Here is a 15533-nt window from a genome sequence, read left to right as displayed (position 1 = left end):
GTAATTGAATCTTTTCGCGCCGCTCACCAAAAAGGTGAGCGGCTTTTTGCTATCTGTGATAAGGAAATCTGAATTTACACAAAACAGAGCTTGTCATCGTGAAATTTTCGTAAATAACAGTAACCCAAAATGGAGGTTATCATGAACATCGACCTGGACGCCCTGTCGGAAAAAGAACTCAAGAAATTGCGCGGGGATGTTGATAAAGCTTTAAAAACACTGGACGCCCGCCGCCTGGCCGAAGCCAAGCGCGCCGCCGAACACGCCGCCAAGGAATACGGCTTTTCGCTCGATGAGCTGTTGGGTAGCGGCGGCGGAGCCAAGGGCAGCAAGGGTATGCCGAAATACGCCAATCCCGCCGACCCGACCCAGACCTGGACGGGGCGCGGCCGCAAACCCAATTGGGTGATCGAAGCGCTCAATTCCGGCAAGTCGATGGACGATATGGCAATCTGATGACGATCCATATCGGGGCCCGTGCGGGGCAGATCGCGGAAACGGTTTTGCTCCCCGGGGATCCCAGGCGCGCGGAATGGGCCGCGCGCACCTTTCTGGAAAACCCGGAATGCGTGAACAAGGTGCGTGGCATGCTCGGATTTACCGGCATGTGGCGCGGCAATCGCGTGACGATTCACGGATCGGGCATGGGAATGCCCAGCCTTTCGATATACGCCAATGAATTGATTCGCGACTACGGCGCGAAAACGCTGGTGCGCATCGGGTCCTGTGGCGCGATGCAACGATCCGTGGCGTTGCGCGACATCATCCTGGCGATGACCGCGTCGAGCCTGTCGACCCCATCGCGCGGCATTTTCCGGGAATTGAATTTCGCCCCCTGCGCCGACTGGACGCTGCTGCGCAACGCCGCCGCTGCCGCCGAGGCGAAAGGGACGACCTGCCATGTGGGCGGGATCTATTCGTCGGACGTGTTCTACGACGAACGTCCCGATCTCAACGAACAGATGACCCGCCACGGCATCCTTGGAGTCGAGATGGAGGCCGCCGAGCTTTACAACCTCGCCGCCCGCCACGGCGTGCGCGCGCTGGCGGTGCTGACGGTCAGCGATCATCTGATCACCGAAGAGGCGCTGCCCTCGGAGGATCGCGAGAAATCCTTTGGCGACATGGTGGAGATCGCGCTCGAGGCGGCCTTTGCCTAAGCTGGCGAGCCGGGACTGGCTGCCCGACGGGTCGGACGCGCTGATCGCGCGCATCGCGGCCGAGACGGCGGCGGCCGCGTCGCCCGACATCGCCCGGCGGATCGAGGCACTGGCGGACGAGAACCGCCGCATCCACGAACGCGACTGCTTCAACCTCAACCCCGCCACCAACGTGATGAACCCGCGCGCCGAGGCGCTGCTGGCCAGCGGGCTCGGCCCGCGGCCCTCGCTCGGCTATCCAGGTGACAAATACGAGACCGGGCTGGAAGCAATCGAAGAGATCGAGGTCATCGCCGCCGAACTTGCCGCCGAGGTGTTCGACGCGCGCTTTGCCGAGATCCGGGTGGCCTCGGGCGCGATGGCCAACCTTTACGGCTTTATGGCGCTGGCGCGGCCCGGCGACGCGATCATCGCCCCGCCCGCCGACATCGGCGGCCATGTGACCCATCACGCGGCGGGCTGCGCGGGGCTGTACAGGCTGGTCACGCACGAGGCGCCGTTCGATGCGGATGGCTATACGTTCGATCTGCAGGGGCTGGGCGCGCTGGCCAAACGGGTGCGCCCCAAGGTGATCACCGTGGGCGGGTCGCTGAACCTCTGGCCGCATGACGTGGCCGGGGTGCGCGCCGTCGCCGACGCGGTGGGCGCAAAGGTGCTCTTCGACGCGGCGCATCAATGCGGCGTGATCGCGGGCGGGGCCTGGTACAATCCGCTGGCGGCGGGGGCGCATTTGATGACGATGAGCACCTACAAGTCGCTGGGCGGGCCGCCTTCGGGGCTGATCGTGACCAATGAGGCGGACCTGGCCGAGCGGATCGAGGCCATCGCCTTTCCGGGCATGACCGCCAATTTCGACGCCGCCAAGTCGGCGGCGCTGGCGGTGTCGCTGCTCGACTGGCGCGATTTCGGGGCGGACTATGCGCGCGCGATGATCCGGCTGGCGCAGGCGCTGGCGCGCGGGCTTGCCGATGAGGGCGTGCCGGTCTTCGGCGCGGCGCGCGGGTTCACCGCGTCACATCAGTTCGCGGTCGAGGCGGCGGGGTTCGGCGGCGGACAGGCTGCGGCGCGGCGGCTGCGCCAGGCGGGGTTTCTGGCCTGCGGCATCGGCCTGCCGCTGGCCCCGGTGCCCGGCGACATGAACGGGCTGCGCATGGGCACGCCGGAACTGGTGCGCTGGGGCGTGACCGAGGCCGACGCGCCGCGCATGGCGCGGCTGATCGCGGAGGCGCTGAGGGCCGAGGACCCGGCGACGCTGGCCCCCGAGGTGTCGGCCTGGCGCAAGAGCTTTGACACGTTGCATTACGTCCACGGCGCGGTGCGCTGAAGCGCACCCTACGGGCCGTGGCTCCGGTCGTAGCCATTGACGCCCGGAGGTGTCCAGCCTGACAAAGCGCCTGCCGGAGGGGTCAGGATGTCGACCCGCAGAGGATAACATTGCGCCGTGTCCGAGCTGTGCTCGGACGAGCAATCGCCGCCCGGACAGGCGCTGAGCGCGCCCAAGAGGTCGATCTCGGCGAAGAAGGTCAGGTGGTCGCCGGGGCGCACCGGGCTGGCCTTCATGAAGTACTGGCCGGTGTCGGCCGTGAAGCCGGTGCACATGAAGACGTTGAGCACGTCGTGGACGTGCGGCTCGGCCTTTGCACGCGGCAGGCCGGTGGCCTCGGCCAGGGCGCGGGTCAGGTTGGAATGGCAGCAATGGTGATACTGGCTGCCCGACAGCAGGTTCCCGGTATAGGGATCGCAGCGGGTGCCGATCACGTCATGCACCCGCCCGCCGAAGGCATCGGCGCCGTACCAGTCGAGGCTGTCTTCGACGATGGTGGCCATCGGGCGCAGGTAGGGAAAGGCCGACCACATGCGCCGCCCGGTGGTCAGGTGGGTGCCGTGCAGGGCGCGGGTCTTGCCGGAATAGAACCTCTCGGCCAGGTCCTGGGCGTTCCAGAGGTTGAGGTCGCCCACCTGCGGCCCCTCGACGCTGGTAATGCGGAAGAACTGCCCGGCATCGACGCGGAAATGGCAGGCGTCGCGGGGCGGGGCGACCGCCGTTTCAACAACCTCCGCCTGAGCCAGCGCATCGGCGTAGAGCGCCAGGGGCGGCTGCGGCAGGGTGTCGTTGGGATAGCAGATGACGGGCGGGACGGCGCGGCGGGCCTCGGCGTCTGGCGGCGGATTGGTCATGGCGGGCTCCTTTGCGCCCATCTGGGGCGCAAAGGCGGGAAATGGCAAGCCGCTGGCGGCTTGCCTGCGACAAAGCCCGCGTCAGCCCGGCCCGACCATGAAGCAGGTGACCTGGCGGGCCTGCAACCGGCGGCAGGCGAGATCGGCGGTGTCACGCGAGAGACCCATGAAATTCGCCTCGAACCCGCGGCTGCGCTTGACCACCTTGCGGAGCGATCCGTCGAGCGTGGCCATCTCTTGCAGCGCGGTCTTCAGCAGCATCTTTTCCGCAGCGTAGCGGCTGGGATAAAGCCCGACGTTGATGCCCCAATGCCGCCCGCCCGAGGTCGAGACCCGGGTGACCACCTCTTGCGTGCGTTCCGGCGCGACGCGGGGTTCGGGCGCGCGGGCGCTGGCGAGTACGATGTCGCTGGGCCGGACCACCGGTTTGACCGATGCGGCGGGCGCGGCGGCACCGGCGTCGGCCACCGGGGCCTCGACCTTGACGTCCGTGGCGGCGACGACCTGCACCTCTTGGAGCGCGCCTTCGATATCGTCCTTGAGTGCGGCCACCAGCGGGGCGACGGCGGGCACCGCGACCGCGCGCGCCTTGGGGCGCAGGCTGCGGGTCACCGCGGCATTGGCGACGCGAATGGATTTCGCGCGGGTTCCGGGCTGCGGGTCCGAGCTTTGGGCGATCTGGACCTTGGGTTCGGTGTTGCCGACATAGGCCGGACGGCCCGGCGCGCGGAACGCCACCCGCGTGGGCGCGCGATTGAACCCCAGATCGAGCAGTTCGGCCACCTTGGCATTGCGCGACGCGGTCGAACGCCCGCCGAAGACGGTGGCGATGATCCGCTCTTGCCCGCGCTCGGCCGAGGCCACGAGGTTGAACCCGGCGGCGCGGGTGTAGCCGGTCTTGATGCCGTCCGCACCCTTGTAGGCAGCCAGCAAACGGCGGTTGGTGTTGTTGACCGAGCGGATGCCCGCATCGGTCGACCGGCGCGAGAAGAGGTTGTAGTATTGCGGATAATCGTAGAGCACATGCCGCCCGAGGATGGTCATGTCGCGCGCGGTGGACATATGCCCGCTTTCGGTCAGGCCGTGGGCGTTCTTGAAGGTGGTGCGGGTCATCCCCAGCGCCTTGGCGGTGCGGTTCATCCGGCGGGCAAACGCCGCTTCGGAGCCGGACACCGCCTCGCCCAGGGCGGTGGCGGCGTCGTTGGCGGATTTCACCGCCGCCGCGCGCACCAGGTAACGCAGCTTGATTTTCTGCCCGGCCTTGAGACCCAGCTTGGAGGGCGGCTCGGCGGCGGCGTTGCGCGATATGGTGATGACGCTGTCCATGCTCAGCTCGCCGTTCTGCACGGCCTCGAACACGATATAGAGCGTCATCATCTTGGTCAGCGACGCCGGGTGCAATCGCGTGTCGGCATTGCGCGAATGCAGGACCTTGCCGCTGCGCGCGTCCATGACCATGGCGGCATAAGGGGCTGCCGCCGCGCTGAGCGGCACCAGAAGCGCCAACCAGATGAATGTAATGATATACAGGCCAATTCGGCCCGGCTGCCTCCGCCGTCCCGTCACGATGATCCGCCTTTTCTGCCTCGTAACCCCCGATTTTTCGGTGGGCTTTATTCTTTATTGATTTGGTTTGAGGCTACCACAGAGGGCACATCAAAGAAACCCTGCAATCCTTTGATTTTTCGCCCAAAACAGAGGCAGCCCAATCCACATCTTGGGGAAAGCCGGCGTTGAGGCCCCAGACCGGCGATTGCGGCGAAAATGTGGCAAAGGTTCAGCCGATGTCCTGCACGAGGCCAGGCAGATCTCCGAGGTCGGAAATGGCGCGGTATCGGGGGGTGTCCGGTGGATCGGCATGTTCGAAATCCCATTGCAGATCGTGCGGCACGAAGACCCCCCAACTGCCCGCCGCGACCGCAGGAACGACGTCGGATTTCATCGAATTGCCCACCATCATCGCGGCCTCCGTCCCGCCGGGGCGCGCGCCGAAGATGCGGGCGTAGGTGTCGGGTGTCTTGTCGGACACGATCTCGACCGCGTCGAAGAGCTCGCCCAGACCGGATTGCGCCAGCTTGCGCTCTTGGTGCAGCAGGTCGCCCTTGGTGATCAGAACCAGGTGATGCGACGCCGCCAGCGCCTCGACCGCCTCGCGGGCATGGGGCAAGAGCTCGATCGGATGGGCCAGCATGTCGCGCCCGGCCTCCAGCAGTTCCGAGATGACATGGCCGGGCACCCGGCCTTCGGTCACCTCGACGGCGGTTTCGATCATCGACAGGACAAAGCCCTTCACCCCAAAACCATAATGCCCCAGGTTGCGCCGCTCGGCGGCCTGGAGGCGCGCGTTCAGGTCCGCCCCGTCGGCGTAATCGGACAGCACTTCGGCGAATCGGTCCTGGGTCAGCTTGAAGAACCGCTCGTTATGCCAGAGCGTGTCGTCCGCATCGAACCCGATTGTCAGCAGATTTCCCGGCATTTCCCCCTCACACGCGGCCACGGCCCTTTTCTAACGGGTGAGACAGGTTATATAGACGGATCAAGCCAGGACAACGCAAGCGCAGCGACAGATGACGATTGACGCCGATATGGCCAGGACCCTCCTGATGGCAAGCGGAACGCCGCCTTCGCGCGAAGGCGAAGGCGGCACCGGTGTCGTGGTCGAAACCAAGCCCAAGACCAAGCGCCCGCCGCTCTACAAGGTGCTTTTGCTGAACGACGATTACACACCGATGGAATTCGTCGTGCACGTGCTGGAACGGTTCTTTGGCATGACCCATGCGCAGGCGTTCGAGATCATGCTGACCGTGCACAAGAAGGGTGTCGCGGTGGTGGGTGTCTTCAGCCACGAGATCGCCGAGACCAAGGTAGCCCAGGTGATGGATTTCGCGCGCCGCCACCAGCATCCGCTGCAATGCACGATGGAAAAGGAATAGGCGCGGCCCGCAGCGGCCCGCACCGATCCGCATGAGCACCTCTCGTCTGTCCTATTGCCTTTCCGATGGCGGCCTGTCCCTGCCCGGCGAAGGCCGCATCGCGGTGATCGGCCCTATGGTCGACGACGACCTGTCCGCGCTGCCCCGGTCGCGGGTCGACATCATCCATACCGGGGCCGCCGAAACCGCGTTCTGGACGGCGGCGGGCTATCCCTGCCAGCTGCTGCCCCAGGGTCCCTATGCCGCCGCCATCGTCCGCCTGCCGCGCGCCCGCGAGCTGGCGCAAGGCCGGATCGCCATGGCCTGCGCCGCCGCCCCGGGCGGGCTGATCGTCGTCGACGGCGCCAAGACCGACGGGGTGGAATCGCTGCTGAAGGCCGTGCGCGGGCGCGTCGCGCTGGCCGGTCACGCCTCGAAGGCGCATGGCAAATGTTTCTGGTTCGCCGCCACCGATGCCTTCGCCGATTGGGCGCTACCCGGGCCGACACGGAACCGGGATGGGTTCTTCACCGTGCCGGGCGTGTTTTCCGCCGACGGGATCGACCCGGCGTCCAAGGCTCTGGCCGACTCGCTGCCCGCCAGACTGGGAAGCACGGTCGCCGATTTCGGTGCGGGCTGGGGCTATCTTTCGCAGAGCATTCTGGCCAAGGCAGACCCCGCCGCGCTGCATCTGGTGGAAAACGACCGTACCGCGCTCGATTGCGCGCGGCTGAATGTGGACGATGCGCGTGCGGCGTTCCACTGGGCCGACGCCACGCAATGGCGCCCGCCCGCGCCGCTCGACTGCGTCGTGATGAACCCGCCGTTCCACACCGGGCGCAAAGCCGACCCCTCGCTGGGCCGCGCCTTCATCCTGTCGGCGGCGCGCGCGCTCAAGCCGTCGGGGCAGCTCTGGCTTGTGGCGAACCGCCACTTGCCCTATGAACCCACGTTGAACGAGGCCTTTGGAACGCTGTCCGAAGCCGCCGGCGACAACCGGTTCAAGATCCTGCACGCCCAACGCCCCAAGCGCGCGCACAGATAATCCACAGCCCCCAATCCCAGCCGGAGCCTGCCCGCCATGTCCTTTTCCATCGAAGGCAAGACCGCGATCATCACCGGTGCGGCCAATGGCGTCGGCCTCGCCATCGGGCGGCATTTCGCCCAGAAGGGCGCCAATGTCATGTTCGCCGACATGGACGAGGCGCGCCTGTCCAAGGAATGCGGCGAGATCAACGACGACGGCAAAATGCGCTATTTCGCCGGCGACCTGCGGGAACGGCTGACGCTGGCGAACCTGCTGTCGGCGACGCTCGACGCTTTCGACCGGGTCGACATCCTGATCAACGGATCGCGCCAGATGAAGGCGTCGGACCCGCTGGACATGGACGACGATTCGATCACCGGGCTGTTGAACCAGAACCTGATGACCTCGCTGCGGCTGTCGCAGCTGGTGGCGAAACGGATGATCAAACAGGCCGAGGGCCAGACCGAAGGCCAGGCCGGGGCCATCGTCAACCTGTCATCGATCGCCGCGCGGCGCACCCATCCCAGCCTGCTGGGTTATTCGGTGTCCTGCGCAGCACTCGACCAGATGACCCGCTCGCTGGCGGTGGCGCTGGCGCCCGAGCGCATCCGCGTGAACGCGGTGGCCTTCGGGTCGGTGATGTCGGCCAGCCTCAAGGATACGCTGCGCGATCATTCCGAATACCGCGAGGATATCGAGGAGCACACGCCGCTGGGCCGCATCGCCGCGCCGGGCGAGCTGGCCGAGGCGGTGCAGTTCCTGTCCTCCGAAGGGGCCGGCTTTGTGACCGGCCAGATCATGACAATCGACGGCGGGCGCACCCTGCTCGATCCGGTGGCCGCGCCCGCGCACTAGGGGGCAGCTCGTCCTGCCCTTGCGGGCCGTCCTCGCGCCCGATTGGCGCTTGAACGCCACCGGTCCGCTGGGCTAGCAAAGTGCCACAGCAAGAGGACAGCGCCATGAAAGACATGCTTGACACCGAACGCAGCCGGGCCGCGGCCTGGTTCCGTCAGCTGCGCGACGACATCGTCGCCGCGTTCGAGGCGCTGGAAGACAGCCACGCCAGCGGCCCCTTCGCCGACATGGCCCCGGGCCGGTTCGAGGTGACAGACACAAAGCGCGCCTCGGACGACGGGTCGGACGCGGGCGGCGGGCTGATGAGCGTGATGCGCGGCGGCCGGGTGTTCGAGAAAGTCGGCGTCAACGTCTCCACCGTCTACGGCCAGCTCGGCGAGGCCGCGCAAAAGGCCATGGCCGCGCGCGGCGTGCCGGGGATGGCGGACGACCCCAGCTTCTGGGCCAGCGGCATCAGCCTCGTGGCGCATATGCAGAACCCGCATTGCCCGGCGGTGCACATGAACACGCGGATGTTCTGGACCCCCCACGCCTGGTGGTTCGGCGGCGGATCGGATCTGAACCCCTGCATCGAATACGACGAGGACACCGCCCATTTCCACGCCACGCAAAAGGCGCATCTCGATCCCCATGGCGAAGAGCATTACCCCCGCCTCAAGCTCTGGGCGGACGAGTATTTCTACATCCCCCACCGCAACCGCGCCCGCGGCGTCGGCGGCATCTTCATGGACGACCGCAATTCCGGCGACTGGGAGGCGGATTTCGCATTGACCCAGGACATCGGACGCGCCTTCCTGCCCGCCTTCGTCCCGCTGGTGGAAAAGCGCCGCATCCAGCCTTTCAACGAGGCCGACAAGGACACCCAGCTGATCCACCGCGGCCTCTATGCCGAATACAACCTCGTCTACGACCGGGGCACCAAGTTCGGCCTCGCCACCGGCCACGACGCCAATGCCGTGCTGATGAGCCTCCCGCCGCTGGCCAAATGGGTCTGACCCGGGACTGAAAGCCCTTTTTTCTCTTCTTCTTGGCAAAAATACTCCGGGGAGCGCGAGGGGCTGGCCCCTCGCTCCGACGCTCACACCATGCGCCACGCCCCGGGCTTCAGCCCCTCGACCGACCATTCGCCAACCGACCAGCGCACCAGCCGCAGGCAGGGCAGGCCCACATGCGCGGTCATGCGCCGCACCTGGCGGTTGCGGCCTTCGGTGATGGTGATGCGCAGCCAGGCATCCGGCACGGTCTTGCGAAAGCGCACCGGCGGGTCGCGGGGCCAGAGGTCGGGCGGCGCGATGCGCTCGACGACGGCAGGCCGGGTTGGCCCGTCCTTCAGCGTCACGCCGCCGCGCAGCTGCGCCAGCTGCGTCTCGGACGGATCGCCCTCGACCTGCACCAGATAGGTCTTGGGGCGCTTGTACCTGGGGTCCGCGATGCGCGCCTGCAGCCTGCCGTCGTCGGTCAGCACCAACAGCCCCTCGCTGTCGCGGTCGAGCCGCCCCGCCGGATAAACGCCCGGCAGGTCGATATAGGCCGACAGGGTTGGCCGCGCGCTGCCTTCGGTCCCCTTGTCGGTGAATTGCGACAACACGCCGAAAGGTTTGTTGAAAAGTACGATCCGCGACATTCACCCGCGCCTTTCTGCAAAGAAGTCGCGCAGCAGCGCCTCGGCGGCCCGGGCGTGGATGCCGTCGTAGATCTCGGGCCGGTGGTGGCATTGCGGATGCGCAAAGACCCGCGCGCCATGCGCCACCCCGCCCGATTTGGGGTCCGAGGCCGCGAAATAGAGCCGCCGGATCCGCGCGAACGAGATCGCCGCGGCGCACATGGGACATGGCTCCAGCGTGACATAAAGATCGTGATCCGCCAGCCGCTCTGACCCGGCGGCGGCGCAGGCCGCGCGGATTGCCAATATCTCGGCATGGGCGGTGGGATCATTAAGCTCACGCGTGCGGTTGCCCGCCCGCGCCACGACCGCGCCCGACGGCGACACGATCACCGCGCCGACCGGCACCTCGCCGCGGGCGGCGGCGGCGCGGGCCTCTTCCAGGGCGATGTCCATGTGGCTTGCGAATGTCATGCCCCGCCATAACGCGAAACCCCGCGCGGCGCGAGAGGCCGGGAGGCCCCTGATCGAGTCCGGGGCTGGCGATCCCCCTTCCCTGCCCGCGCGATATCGGCTAGGCGGTCGGGCATGGCACAGCCCCGCAACCCCTCTTCGCCGCCCGGCGACCGGATCGCCAAGGTTCTGGCCCGCGCCGGTGTGGCCAGCCGGCGCGAAGCCGAGCGCATGATCGAGGCGGGGCGCGTTGCCGTGAACGGCAAGGTGATCGACCGCGCCGCGCTGAACGTGACCGAGGCCGACAAGATCACGGTCGACGGCAAACCGCTCGACGCACCCGAAGAGCCGCGGCTCTGGCTCTATCACAAGCCCACCGGGCTGGTGACCACCACGAAAGACGAGCAGGGCCGCCCGACGATCTATGACGATCTGCCCGAGGATCTGCCGCGGGTGATGAGCGTGGGCCGGCTCGACCTGAATTCCGAAGGCCTTCTGCTGCTGACCAACGATGGCGGGATCAAGCGCAGGCTGGAGCTGCCCTCGACCGGCTGGCTGCGGCGCTACCGGGTGCGCGTCAAGGGCCGCCCGACCGACGACACCTTCACGCCGCTGCGCGAAGGGCTGGTCGTGGACGGCCAGCGCTTTCAGCCGATGATCGTCAGCCTCGACCGTCAGCAGGGCGCCAACGCCTGGCTGACCGTCGGTCTGCGCGAAGGCAAGAATCGCGAGATCCGGCGCGCCATGACGGATCTGGGCCTGACTGTGAACCGGCTTATCCGTCTGTCCTATGGTCCCTTCCAGCTGGGCCAGCTGAAACCGGGCGAAGTGCAGGAGGTGCGCCGCAAGATCGTGCGCGACCAGCTTGGGCTCGACGGCGCAAAGCCCGACCGGCCGAAGGTGGAGCGCCGCCGCAAGAGCCGCAACGCCCCGCCCGACAAGCGTTAATCATCCATTAACCATTCATATTAATTCCCCGGTTTCAGCCGCAACCTGCCGCTTTTTTGCCGGGATTGGCGGGCATTCCTGTGCCCATGTTTACTACGTTCGTCATCACCGCGACGCTTGTCGCATCGCTCCTGCTGGTTCTCGGCGATCTTCGGACTATTGCCCGGGACACCGCGAGGGTCATGTCCGATGCCGCCGAGCAGGCCTGGTCGGCGGGGGTGTTCGTACAGCGCTCCGCCTTCTTTTCGCTTTGGGCGATGATTTTCATGCTGAGCTTTTACTGAGAGGCTGGCGTCATGCTGCCGGGACAGAACCCCTACAATCGCGACAAACAAGTGCTTGGGCCGTTCGATTCCGGGCTCTACATGCTGTATCTCGCAGCATTTCCGCTGTTGCTGATCCTGTTTCAGGGCTCTGTCCTGACCGTGGTCGGCGCGCTTTTCCAGCTTGTGCTGTTCGCGCTGGCCCTGTGGCTGATCTGGAGCGGGCAGAAAGCCCATGCCGCCTATGACGCGGCCGAGGTGGCGCGCCGCCCGCGCCTGCCGCGCAAGCTGGTGGGCTCTGTTTTGATCGGCTTTCTGGTGCTGATCCTCGCCGGGCTGCAGTTTCACACCTTCGGACCGCCGCTGGGGCTGGCGCTGACCGCCACCAGCCTGTCGATCGCCGCCTTCCGGCCGGATCCGTTGCGGCACAAGGGCATCGACGATCCCAAGGTCGTTCTGCGCCAGCGCACCGCCGAACTGACCGGCAAGGCCGATGCGATGCTCGACGCAATCGTGGCCGACATCGCCGCGCTGGAAGACGACGATCTGACGCTGCGCAGCCAGGCCATGCGCTCTGCCGTGTCGCGGCTGGTGCGAATGGCGGCCAACGATACGGCGGTTCTCGGGGCGCTGCGCAAACCGCTCCGCCGGTTTCTCAAGATCCTCGCCGAAGAGACCATCGAGCTGGTCGACGCCTGGGACAGCGACCGGCATGCCTATGCACGCCACAGATTCGTCGCCAAGATGACCGCTCTGACCCGCGCCTTCGAGGCCAAGGCCCGCGCCATCGGCCTGAACGACGGGCGCGACGAATTCGAGCTGGAGGCCGATCTGCTGATAGAACGGATCCCCCAAAGGCCCGCCGCCTGATCCAAAGCGCCCCGACTTCCCCCTAGCAAGCACGCCGGACATACCCTAAGTTTATCGCAGATACGCGAAAACCGGGGGGCGTCATGACGGGCAAGGGCCTGCAAAAGGTCACATATGTTCTGCTGATCGTGCTGCTGTTCGGGGTCGCCACCGGCTGGATCGGGGGCATCTGAACCATGGCGCAGCGATATGGCGGCAAATTCAGCCCCGACGGGACCCCGCCCGATACCGAGGACACGCCGCGCGCCTTCGCCAAGGCCAGCGTCGATCCGGTGGGCGCGCGTTCCAACGTGCTCTTCGTTCCGCCCATCGTGCTCGCCGTCCGGTCGATCAACGACGGGGCCACGGGGCTGGCCGTCGGGCTGGTGGCAGCCGGTGCGCTGGTGCTGGGGGCCTGGCTCTTGCGTGACGGCCTGCGTGCCGAGGCGGCCTATAACGACCGCAAGGTGGCGCGCCGTCCGGCGGTGCCGCGCAAGATCGTCGCCGCCGTTCTGACCGGGGCCGGGGTCGCGCTGGCGGCGTGGAAGGTCGAACCGGGGTTTTTGGCGCCGCTGATCTATGGCGTGGCCGCTTGCGCGCTGCATCTCGGGGCGTTCGGGCTCGATCCGATGAAGGACAAGGGGATGGAGGGCATCGACACCTTCCAGCAGGACCGCGTCGCGGTTGTGGTGGACGAGGCCGAGAAATACCTCTCCGGCATGCAGGACGCCGCCCGGCGCGCCGGCGACCGCGAGGTTGAAGGCCGGGTCGAACGGTTCCTAGTCAAGGCGCGCGAGCTGATCCGCACGGTCGAGGAAGACCCCCGCGACCTGACCGCCGCGCGCAAGTTTCTGGGCGTCTACCTGATGGGCGCGCGCGATGCGTCGGTCAAATTCGCCGATATCTACGACCGCACCCGCGACGCCAAGGCCAAGGCCGATTACCTGGCGCTGCTGAGCGATCTGGAGCAAAGCTTTGGTGCCAAGACCCGCCATCTGATGCTGGACACCAACAGCGATCTTACCGTCGAAATCGAAGTGCTGCGCGACCGTTTGCAGCGTGAAGGAGTACGGCTCTAACAGGGCCCATTTTGGATTTTAGTCAGGGGATTGAACGTCATGTCCGAAAAAGTACGCGCCAAGGCGCAAGAAGCCCTCGCCATGGTCGAAGAGATCAACGCCATCGTCCTGCCCGAACCCACCGACGCAGACGCTGTCGTCCCGCTGTCGGCCGCCCCCGCGCCCGTGGGCGAGGAAATCCGCGCCCGCATGGCCGAGATCGACATGAGCGATACCCAGTCCATCGTGTCGTTCGGATCGGCCGCGCAGGCCGAGCTGCAGGAAATCAGCCAGGCGATGCTGCAGGACGTGCGCAACAAGGACGTGGGCCCCGCCGGCGACAGTCTGCGCGGCATCGTGACCACGATCCGCGGCTTTTCGGTCAGCGAGCTGGATGTCCGGCGCGAGCGCAGCTTTTGGGAAAAGCTGCTGGGCCGCGCCGCGCCCTTCGCCAAGTTCACCGCCCGCTTCGAAGAGGTGCAGGGTCAGATCGACCGGATCACCGACGATCTGCTCAAGCACGAGCACAGGCTGCTGAAGGACATCAAATCGCTCGACATGCTTTATGAAAAGACGCTGCAGTTCTACGACGAGCTGGCGCTTTACATCGCGGCGGGCGAGGAAAAGCTGTCCGAGCTCGACAAGACCACGATCCCCGCCAAAGAGGCCGAGGTTCAGGCCGCCGCCGAAGCCGAGCAGGTCATGGTCGCGCAAGAGCTGCGCGATATGCGCGCCGCGCGCGACGATCTGGAACGCCGGGTCCACGATCTGAAGCTGACGCGGCAGGTGACGATGCAATCGCTGCCCTCGATCCGGCTGGTGCAGGAGAACGACAAGTCGCTGGTCACCAAGATCAACTCGACCCTGGTCAACACCGTGCCGCTCTGGGAAACGCAGCTGGCGCAGGCGGTTACGATCCAGCGCTCGGCCGAGGCGGCGGCGGCAGTGCGCGACGCCAACGACCTGACCAACGAATTGCTGACCGCCAACGCCAAGAACCTGCGCGAAAGCAACAAGCAGATCCGCCAGGAAATGGAACGCGGCGTCTTCGACATCGAGGCGGTCAAGCAGGCCAATGCCGACCTGATCGGCACCATCCAGGAAAGCCTGCAGATCGCCGACGAAGGCAAGGCGCGCCGCGCCGCGGCCGAGGAAGAGCTGAAGAAGATGGAGGCCGAGCTGCGCGACACGCTGGCCGCCGCCAAGGCGCGGCGCGACGGGGTGGGCGACAATGCCGCCACGTCGGTCCCGGCCAGCTGAGCATGCGCGCGCGGGGTCTCTTCGCGGCGCTGTCGCTGCTGGCGCTGGCGGCCTGCGACGCGTCGCGGCTGGCGCCGCGCGAGACCGGCACGTTGCCGCAGGCCCGGCCGGCGGCGATGGGCGGCGCGGGGGCCGCGGGCCGCGAAACGCCCTCGGCCGCGAGCCTCGCTCTGGCGCAATATTACCGCCGGGTCCAGGCCGACCTGCTGGCGCGCGGCCTCTTGCGCACCGACGGCGGCGGGCCGGACACGCCGATCACCGACACCATGCTGGCGCGCGATTTCGAGAACATCGCCCTGACCGAGGAATACGTCCGCGGCGCCGGGCTCCGCCCTGGCGACGGCGGGCTCGGGCGGATCAAGAAATGGACCAAGCCGGTACGGGTGGTGGCGGAATTCGGCCCCTCGGTGCCCGCCGAGCAGCGCAGCGCCGACCGCGCGGCGCTGGCGCGCTTCACCGACCGGCTGGCGCGGGCGACCGGGCACCGGATCGGCATGTCGGCCGCTGGCGCGAATTTCCATGTGCTCTTCATGGGCGAGGACGACCGCGCGCTGATCCAGCCGCGCATCCGCGCGCTTGTGCCCGACGTGGATCAGGCCTCGCTGGCGATCTTCGACCGGCTGCCGCGCGACATTCATTGCCTGGTGATCGCCTTCGCCGACCGTCCGGGCGGCTATTCCTACGACCGCGCCATCGCCGTGATCCGCGCCGAACACCCCGACCTGCTGCGCCGCGCCTGTATCCACGAGGAAATGGCGCAGGGGCTGGGGCTGGCCAACGACAGCCCGCAGGCGCGCCCGTCGATCTTCAACGACGACGACGAATTCGCGCTTCTGACCACGCATGACGAATACCTGCTGCGCATCCTCTACGACCCCCGCCTCACCCCGGGTATGCGCGCCGAGGAAGCCCGCCCGATCGTCCGCTCGCTCGCCGAGCAACTGGTCGGCGGCTCCAGCTGATAGTG

Annotated in this window: 18 protein-coding genes; 13 read left to right on the top strand and 5 right to left on the bottom strand. The window is 66.9% G+C overall.

Annotated elements, in window-relative coordinates; all coding sequences use genetic code 11:
• The first annotated feature begins 141 nt into the window (after positions 1 to 141).
• The 3 genes from RXV88_RS01130 to glyA are packed head-to-tail and all read left to right on the top strand — an operon-like array spanning position 142 to position 2484.
• Positions 142 to 456, top strand: a complete 315-nt coding sequence (locus RXV88_RS01130) for an H-NS histone family protein (RefSeq protein WP_316289911.1) — start codon at positions 142 to 144, stop codon at positions 454 to 456.
• Complete coding sequence (gene deoD, locus RXV88_RS01125; RefSeq protein ID WP_316289909.1) at positions 456 to 1160, top strand: purine-nucleoside phosphorylase; 705 nt, start codon at positions 456 to 458, stop codon at positions 1158 to 1160. Before RXV88_RS01130 ends, deoD begins: the two co-directional genes overlap by 1 nt.
• Positions 1153 to 2484 (top strand): serine hydroxymethyltransferase, encoded by a 1332-nt coding sequence (gene glyA, locus RXV88_RS01120; protein WP_316289908.1) that lies wholly within the window; start codon positions 1153 to 1155, stop codon positions 2482 to 2484. Before deoD ends, glyA begins: the two co-directional genes overlap by 8 nt.
• 8 nt (positions 2485 to 2492) lie before the next feature.
• On the opposite strand, the gene RXV88_RS01115 is transcribed toward glyA, so the two are convergent.
• The 3 genes from RXV88_RS01115 to RXV88_RS01105 all read right to left on the bottom strand — a co-directional run bounded on the left by RXV88_RS01115 (position 2493) and on the right by RXV88_RS01105 (position 5814).
• Entirely contained in the window at positions 2493 to 3338 is an 846-nt protein-coding gene (locus tag RXV88_RS01115) for an urea carboxylase-associated family protein (protein WP_316289906.1), read from the bottom strand.
• An 81-nt stretch (positions 3339 to 3419) separates the two neighbouring features.
• On the bottom strand, positions 3420 to 4844 hold the full coding sequence (locus RXV88_RS01110) for a D-alanyl-D-alanine carboxypeptidase family protein (protein WP_316289905.1): 1425 nt from the start codon (positions 4842 to 4844) through the stop codon (positions 3420 to 3422).
• 271 nt (positions 4845 to 5115) lie between these two features.
• Positions 5116 to 5814 (bottom strand): HAD family hydrolase, encoded by a 699-nt coding sequence (locus RXV88_RS01105; protein WP_316289903.1) that lies wholly within the window; start codon positions 5812 to 5814, stop codon positions 5116 to 5118.
• A gap of 109 nt (positions 5815 to 5923) precedes the next feature.
• Between RXV88_RS01105 and clpS the strand changes: the two genes are divergently transcribed.
• From clpS to hemF, 4 genes are all read left to right on the top strand, one after another.
• The gene (gene clpS / locus RXV88_RS01100) at positions 5924 to 6271 is read left to right on the top strand and encodes an ATP-dependent Clp protease adapter ClpS (RefSeq protein WP_410468786.1); all 348 of its coding nucleotides are present in this window, start codon (positions 5924 to 5926) and stop codon (positions 6269 to 6271) included.
• Positions 6272 to 6302: 31 nt separating this feature from the next.
• Positions 6303 to 7295 (top strand): class I SAM-dependent methyltransferase, encoded by a 993-nt coding sequence (locus tag RXV88_RS01095; RefSeq protein WP_316289901.1) that lies wholly within the window; start codon positions 6303 to 6305, stop codon positions 7293 to 7295.
• Positions 7296 to 7331: 36 nt separating this feature from the next.
• Entirely contained in the window at positions 7332 to 8132 is an 801-nt protein-coding gene (locus RXV88_RS01090) for an SDR family oxidoreductase (protein WP_316289899.1), read from the top strand.
• A gap of 113 nt (positions 8133 to 8245) precedes the next feature.
• A complete protein-coding gene (gene hemF, locus RXV88_RS01085) occupies positions 8246 to 9127 on the top strand; it encodes an oxygen-dependent coproporphyrinogen oxidase (protein WP_410468788.1) in 882 nt (293 codons plus the stop codon).
• Between the two features lie 83 nt (positions 9128 to 9210).
• Here the strand turns inward: hemF and RXV88_RS01080 are convergent, their stop codons facing one another.
• Positions 9211 to 9756, bottom strand: coding sequence for a pseudouridine synthase (locus tag RXV88_RS01080; protein ID WP_316289895.1), 546 nt, complete (start codon positions 9754 to 9756; stop codon positions 9211 to 9213).
• A complete protein-coding gene (locus RXV88_RS01075; RefSeq protein WP_316289894.1) occupies positions 9757 to 10209 on the bottom strand; it encodes a nucleoside deaminase in 453 nt (150 codons plus the stop codon). It lies immediately after the preceding gene.
• A gap of 114 nt (positions 10210 to 10323) precedes the next feature.
• Between RXV88_RS01075 and RXV88_RS01070 the strand changes: the two genes are divergently transcribed.
• From RXV88_RS01070 to RXV88_RS01045, 6 genes are all read left to right on the top strand, one after another.
• Complete coding sequence (locus tag RXV88_RS01070; RefSeq protein WP_316289892.1) at positions 10324 to 11136, top strand: pseudouridine synthase; 813 nt, start codon at positions 10324 to 10326, stop codon at positions 11134 to 11136.
• An 86-nt stretch (positions 11137 to 11222) separates the two neighbouring features.
• Positions 11223 to 11420, top strand: coding sequence for a hypothetical protein (locus tag RXV88_RS01065; protein ID WP_316289890.1), 198 nt, complete (start codon positions 11223 to 11225; stop codon positions 11418 to 11420).
• Between the two features lie 12 nt (positions 11421 to 11432).
• Positions 11433 to 12269 (top strand): hypothetical protein, encoded by an 837-nt coding sequence (locus tag RXV88_RS01060; protein WP_316289889.1) that lies wholly within the window; start codon positions 11433 to 11435, stop codon positions 12267 to 12269.
• Between the two features lie 176 nt (positions 12270 to 12445).
• Positions 12446 to 13327, top strand: coding sequence for a 5-bromo-4-chloroindolyl phosphate hydrolysis family protein (locus RXV88_RS01055; RefSeq protein ID WP_316289887.1), 882 nt, complete (start codon positions 12446 to 12448; stop codon positions 13325 to 13327).
• A gap of 39 nt (positions 13328 to 13366) precedes the next feature.
• On the top strand, positions 13367 to 14566 hold the full coding sequence (locus RXV88_RS01050) for a toxic anion resistance protein (RefSeq protein WP_316289885.1): 1200 nt from the start codon (positions 13367 to 13369) through the stop codon (positions 14564 to 14566).
• Positions 14567 to 14568: 2 nt separating this feature from the next.
• Positions 14569 to 15528: a DUF2927 domain-containing protein gene (locus tag RXV88_RS01045; protein ID WP_316289883.1), complete on the top strand. Its 960-nt coding sequence runs from the start codon at positions 14569 to 14571 to the stop codon at positions 15526 to 15528.
• Positions 15529 to 15533: the final 5 nt, after the last annotated feature.

This window comes from Aestuariicoccus sp. MJ-SS9 (genome assembly GCF_032586235.1).
Classification (GTDB): domain Bacteria; phylum Pseudomonadota; class Alphaproteobacteria; order Rhodobacterales; family Rhodobacteraceae; genus Aestuariicoccus.
This window is presented reverse-complemented; position numbering and strand designations above follow the sequence as displayed.

What these genes read in the sequence shown, in the direction of transcription:
- RXV88_RS01055 (WP_316289887.1), top strand. Translation starts at nt 12,446, where the DNA reads ATGGCGCAGCGATATGGCGGCAAATTCAGCCCCGACGGGACCCCGCCC.
- RXV88_RS01070 (WP_316289892.1), top strand. Translation starts at nt 10,324, where the DNA reads ATGGCACAGCCCCGCAACCCCTCTTCGCCGCCCGGCGACCGGATCGCC.
- RXV88_RS01045 (WP_316289883.1), top strand. Translation starts at nt 14,569, where the DNA reads ATGCGCGCGCGGGGTCTCTTCGCGGCGCTGTCGCTGCTGGCGCTGGCG.
- hemF (WP_410468788.1), top strand. Translation starts at nt 8,246, where the DNA reads ATGCTTGACACCGAACGCAGCCGGGCCGCGGCCTGGTTCCGTCAGCTG.
- RXV88_RS01130 (WP_316289911.1), top strand. Translation starts at nt 142, where the DNA reads ATGAACATCGACCTGGACGCCCTGTCGGAAAAAGAACTCAAGAAATTG.
- RXV88_RS01050 (WP_316289885.1), top strand. Translation starts at nt 13,367, where the DNA reads ATGTCCGAAAAAGTACGCGCCAAGGCGCAAGAAGCCCTCGCCATGGTC.
- RXV88_RS01115 (WP_316289906.1), bottom strand. Translation starts at nt 3,338, where the DNA reads ATGACCAATCCGCCGCCAGACGCCGAGGCCCGCCGCGCCGTCCCGCCC.
- RXV88_RS01080 (WP_316289895.1), bottom strand. Translation starts at nt 9,756, where the DNA reads ATGTCGCGGATCGTACTTTTCAACAAACCTTTCGGCGTGTTGTCGCAA.
- deoD (WP_316289909.1), top strand. Translation starts at nt 456, where the DNA reads ATGACGATCCATATCGGGGCCCGTGCGGGGCAGATCGCGGAAACGGTT.
- RXV88_RS01075 (WP_316289894.1), bottom strand. Translation starts at nt 10,209, where the DNA reads ATGACATTCGCAAGCCACATGGACATCGCCCTGGAAGAGGCCCGCGCC.
- RXV88_RS01105 (WP_316289903.1), bottom strand. Translation starts at nt 5,814, where the DNA reads ATGCCGGGAAATCTGCTGACAATCGGGTTCGATGCGGACGACACGCTC.
- clpS (WP_410468786.1), top strand. Translation starts at nt 5,924, where the DNA reads ATGGCCAGGACCCTCCTGATGGCAAGCGGAACGCCGCCTTCGCGCGAA.
- RXV88_RS01060 (WP_316289889.1), top strand. Translation starts at nt 11,433, where the DNA reads ATGCTGCCGGGACAGAACCCCTACAATCGCGACAAACAAGTGCTTGGG.
- RXV88_RS01065 (WP_316289890.1), top strand. Translation starts at nt 11,223, where the DNA reads ATGTTTACTACGTTCGTCATCACCGCGACGCTTGTCGCATCGCTCCTG.
- RXV88_RS01090 (WP_316289899.1), top strand. Translation starts at nt 7,332, where the DNA reads ATGTCCTTTTCCATCGAAGGCAAGACCGCGATCATCACCGGTGCGGCC.
- RXV88_RS01095 (WP_316289901.1), top strand. Translation starts at nt 6,303, where the DNA reads ATGAGCACCTCTCGTCTGTCCTATTGCCTTTCCGATGGCGGCCTGTCC.